Origin of the sequence: Trebonia sp. (genome assembly GCF_030042015.1) — a bacterium.
Classification (GTDB): Bacteria; Actinomycetota; Actinomycetes; order Streptosporangiales; family Streptosporangiaceae; genus Trebonia.
This window is the reverse complement of record NZ_JASIAL010000466.1, coordinates 1-3,814: the sequence shown is the minus strand read 5'-3', so window position 1 is coordinate 3,814 and position 3,814 is coordinate 1. Positions and strand designations below refer to the sequence as shown.

Below are 3,814 nucleotides of genomic sequence, written 5' to 3'. Positions count from 1 at the left end.
CCCGCCGCACGGGCGCCCCGGGCGCCCCGGGCGCCCCGAGCGCCCCGACCGCGGCCTCGGCGTAGCCGCCGCGCAGCAGTTCCCCGCCGTGCCCGCCCGCGGTGACCTCGGCCGAGGGGACCGGGTCCGGCCGGCCCACGTTCTCGAAGGCGGACAGCATCCCGTCGCCGACCAGCACCGCGGCGCGGATCCGGCCGGCCACGTCGGTCTGCTGGCCGGGGGTGGCCGGCTCGGTGACCGTGTGCTCGATGCCGAGCCTGCCGGCGATCTCGGCCGCGAGCACGACGTCCGGGTGACCGGGGAACCCGTACGTCCTGGCGCGCACCGCGACCCCTGCCGCGACCAGGGCGGCGGCGACCAGGCGGCTGTCCTTGCCGCCGGTCAGGCTGAGTTCGACGGGGGAGGCGGCCCCGGCTTCGCGCAGCGGCGCGACCGCCGCGACCAGGGCCGCGGCGACGTCGCCGGGCAGCGCGCCGGCACCGTTCGCGTCGGGTCTGCCCGGGCTGTCGGTGGTCGTGGGGATTCCGGACAGGACGTAGAGCATGGTCGACGGCGGGAGGGCCGACACGCCGGTGAAGGGCGTGACCGTGCCGAGCGGGAAGCCGGGGTTGAGCATCGCGCACAGATGGAGCGGATCGTGGTCGCCGATCCGGCCCGCCGTCCAGGCCGCCCAGGTGGCCCGGTCGGAGACGATCACGCCGCCTGGCACCTCCGCGGTGTACACCGGGTCGACCCGCGTGACCGACGTCCTGGCGCAGATCGGCGCGCGGCCGCTGCCCGGCGTCGCCGCGCCCACCCCGATGGTCCCGGCGTGCGAGGTGGCCGGCACGCCTGATCCGCCCCAGCGGAGCATCGCGGCCCGGCCGTCCGCCGACCGCCAGACCACCGCCGCCGGCCCGGGAACCGGCAGCAGCGCCGGATCGGCGATCCGCGCCCTGTCGGTCAGCGCCGCGCATCCCGCCGCCGTCGTGGTGCTGACCGCGAGCGTGAAGTACATCGCTTTTCCCGTTGGCACAGGCCAGCCGGCCTGTCAGCCGGAGCCCAGGAGCTGGTAGGCCTGCCCGGGCGCACCTGGCGCCAGGTCGGCGGTGAGCAGCCGGTGCCAGCTCCGGCACACCGCGTCGAGCTCGAAGGCCGCCGCCTGCTCGCGCGCGGCCTGCCCGGCCGACCGCCACGCGCCAGGATCGGCCAGCGAGGCGATGAGCGAGGCCAGCTGCGCCGGCGTCTCCCTGATCCAGCGCCGGTCGTAGATCGTCTCCGCGCCCGGCCAGTGCCGGATCACCGGCACCGCGCCGGACGCCATGCCCTCGGCCGGGGCGACGTGGAACGACTCGTCGTCGCTCGTCGACAGCACGAACCCGACGCGGCGCAGCCACGCGGCCACGTCAGGCCCGGCGTCGTCGAAGACCACGGCGTCGCGCAGCAGCGGCGACCGCTGCACCCGGCGCAGCGCGGCGGAGTAGTGCTCGCGTTCGGCCGGGATCTGCCAGACCCACCAGTGCTCCCAGGGCATGCGGGACTTCACGTAGAGCAGGTACCTGTCGTCGTCCCTGCGGAGTTCCTCGAGCACGTCGAGCGCCAGGTCGAGCCGCTTGCGAGACGAATCGATGCTGATCATCCCGAGGTGATGCCAGGCGCCGTCCAGCTTGACGCGGTCCAGCTGGGACACGTCGAGGGGGTTCGGGACCGTGACGACCTTGGACGCGGGCCAGCCGGTGTGCTCGCGGGTCAGCCGCGCGTAGTGGTCGCTGACGCAGATCACCTGGTCCACGTTCCCGATCCGCACCTCGCCCGGGTAGTGCGAGTACAGCTCGAACCGGTGCAGGTGCACGAGCAGCCGCGCCCCCCGGCGCTTGTGGCGGCTGTACCAGACGGCGTTCGGGCAGCACCACTCGCAGATCACCACGTCCGCCCAGTCGGCGAGTTCCGCCGAGACCGCCTCGTCGTGCTCGCCGAGCGTCACCCACTGGTCGATCCGGACCTCCAGGTCCGGCTGCCGCCGGAAGTAGTCGATCAGCGGGGTGAAGAACTTCAGGTCGTGCCCGGCGATCACCACGCGCAGCGGCGGCCGCGCGGGGTCGGCGGCGGCGGCGGGGGCAGGCGACACGGCACGGGACAGGTAGCCGCGCAGCCGCCCCGCGGCCGCCTCAAGCGTGAACTCCCGTGCCGCGGCCGAGGTCCGCGCCGCCGCGAGCGCGAACACCGCGGGGTCGAGGGCGGCCGCCGCGACGTCCGCCACGTCGTCAACGCTCGCGGCGAACAGCGGGTAGTCGGGGCCGAGCAGCGCCTCGTGCATCGGCGTCCGGTTCAGGATGACCGGCAGGCCAAGCTGGCCGAATTCCAGCACCTTCGTGGACAGCTCGAGCGAGGCGTCAAGCTCGGGATGGCGCCACGACAGCCCGATGTCGGCGGCGGCGGCCAGGCGCATCGCCTGCGCGCGCGGCTGCCCGCCGTGCCAGATCACCCCGGGCACCGCGGGCGAGCCGATCTCGCCGAGCGCGGCGCGCATCCGGCGCTTGTACCCGGCGTCACGCGGGTCATCGTGGATCTTGTCGCCGACCATGTGCACCTCGGCGGCTACGCCGCGTTCGGCCAGCAGGGACGGCAGGCGCGTCATCTCCAGCGTGTTCCAGCGCGGCGCGAACTTGCCCATGTAGACGAGTTTCAGCGGCGCGCCGGCAGCCGCCACGGATCGTTCGGGATCCCTATGCATGTTTTCCGCGGGAAGCACGGGCGGCAACAGCACCGACTTGCCGCAGGCGGCGGCCACGCTGCCCTCAAGGAAACAGCGCAGCTCCTCGGTCTGGCAGAGCAGGTACCTGGAGGCCTTCGCGATCATCGTGAGGTCCTCGGCCGCCTTCGGCGTCAGCGCGGGCACCGCTTGCGGGATGTCGGTGAGGTACGCCCAGAGGCGGCCGTTGAACGTGCCGTCCTTGGCGGCCGCCGACACCAGCGCCCGGCCGCGCAGCACGACCAGGTCGTGCCGGCTGGCCGCGTCGACGGCGGCGAGGATGGCGACCGCCTGCGGGACGGTGAGGCTAGCCTCGGCCGGGGCCGTCCCTTCGGCGTGCGGGCTGCGGATGGTCACCCCGTCGGCCTCGCGCAGCGGGGCGATCAGCCGGTCGGTGCGGACCGGCGCCTTCAGCACCACGGTCACCGCGCAGCCGGCCGCGGTCAGGGCCTGGGTCACCGACTGCAGCCAGATGGCCGAGCCGTCGACCAGGTTCAGGTCGATGTCCCCGTAGACAAGCGCGCTGGGGCGGGATCTGGCCACTGGGGTTAGCTCCATGTCCTGTTGTCCGGGGCGCCGGCCCGGGTGATGGTGAACAGCCGCAGGCCGTGACCGCCCCAGTCGCCGACGGCGGGCCCGCCGGGTGCGAGCAGGTCGCGCCGGGCCAGCGCAGGGCCGGGCTCGTCGAGCCAGCGGGTGAACTCGAACTCGCCCGGGCCGAACCCCACCGCGTCCGCCTGCGCGCACTCCCGCGCGCAGGCCAGGTCGAGCAGGTACGTGTCCGGCTGCTGCCCGGCCGCGGGCCACGGCGCCACCCACGGGGAGTCGGCCAGCCGCACCAGCGGGCGCAGCCAGTCCTGTCCGTCGGCGCGCTGTCCGTCCGGGTGCTGTCCGTCCGGGTGCTGTCCGTTGTCCCGCTGGCGGTCGTCGGCGGTCACGACGCGGACGCCGTGGTCGGTGAGCCCGGCGAGGGCGTCGGTCACCTGGCCGGCCGCGGCCGGGGGCGTGGCGACGACGACCTCGGCGGGGCGCAGCCGCTGGCGAAGCAGCTCGGCGCCCAGCCTGCCCGCCTGCGCCGCGTCG

General features: G+C 74.9%; 2 protein-coding genes and 1 pseudogene. All 3 read right to left on the bottom strand.

Features of this window, described 5'->3' with window-relative positions:
* Positions 1-997, bottom strand: a 997-nt coding sequence (locus tag Q1N79_RS24825; RefSeq protein WP_300612965.1) for an asparagine synthase-related protein, incomplete at its 3' end; no start/stop codon positions are given.
* 33 nt (positions 998-1,030) lie between these two features.
* Positions 1,031-3,274 (bottom strand): glycosyltransferase family 1 protein, encoded by a 2,244-nt coding sequence (locus Q1N79_RS24820; RefSeq protein ID WP_300612963.1) that lies wholly within the window; start codon positions 3,272-3,274, stop codon positions 1,031-1,033.
* 5 nt (positions 3,275-3,279) lie between these two features.
* Positions 3,280-3,814: pseudogene (locus Q1N79_RS24815) on the bottom strand (hypothetical protein); the annotation flags it as partial.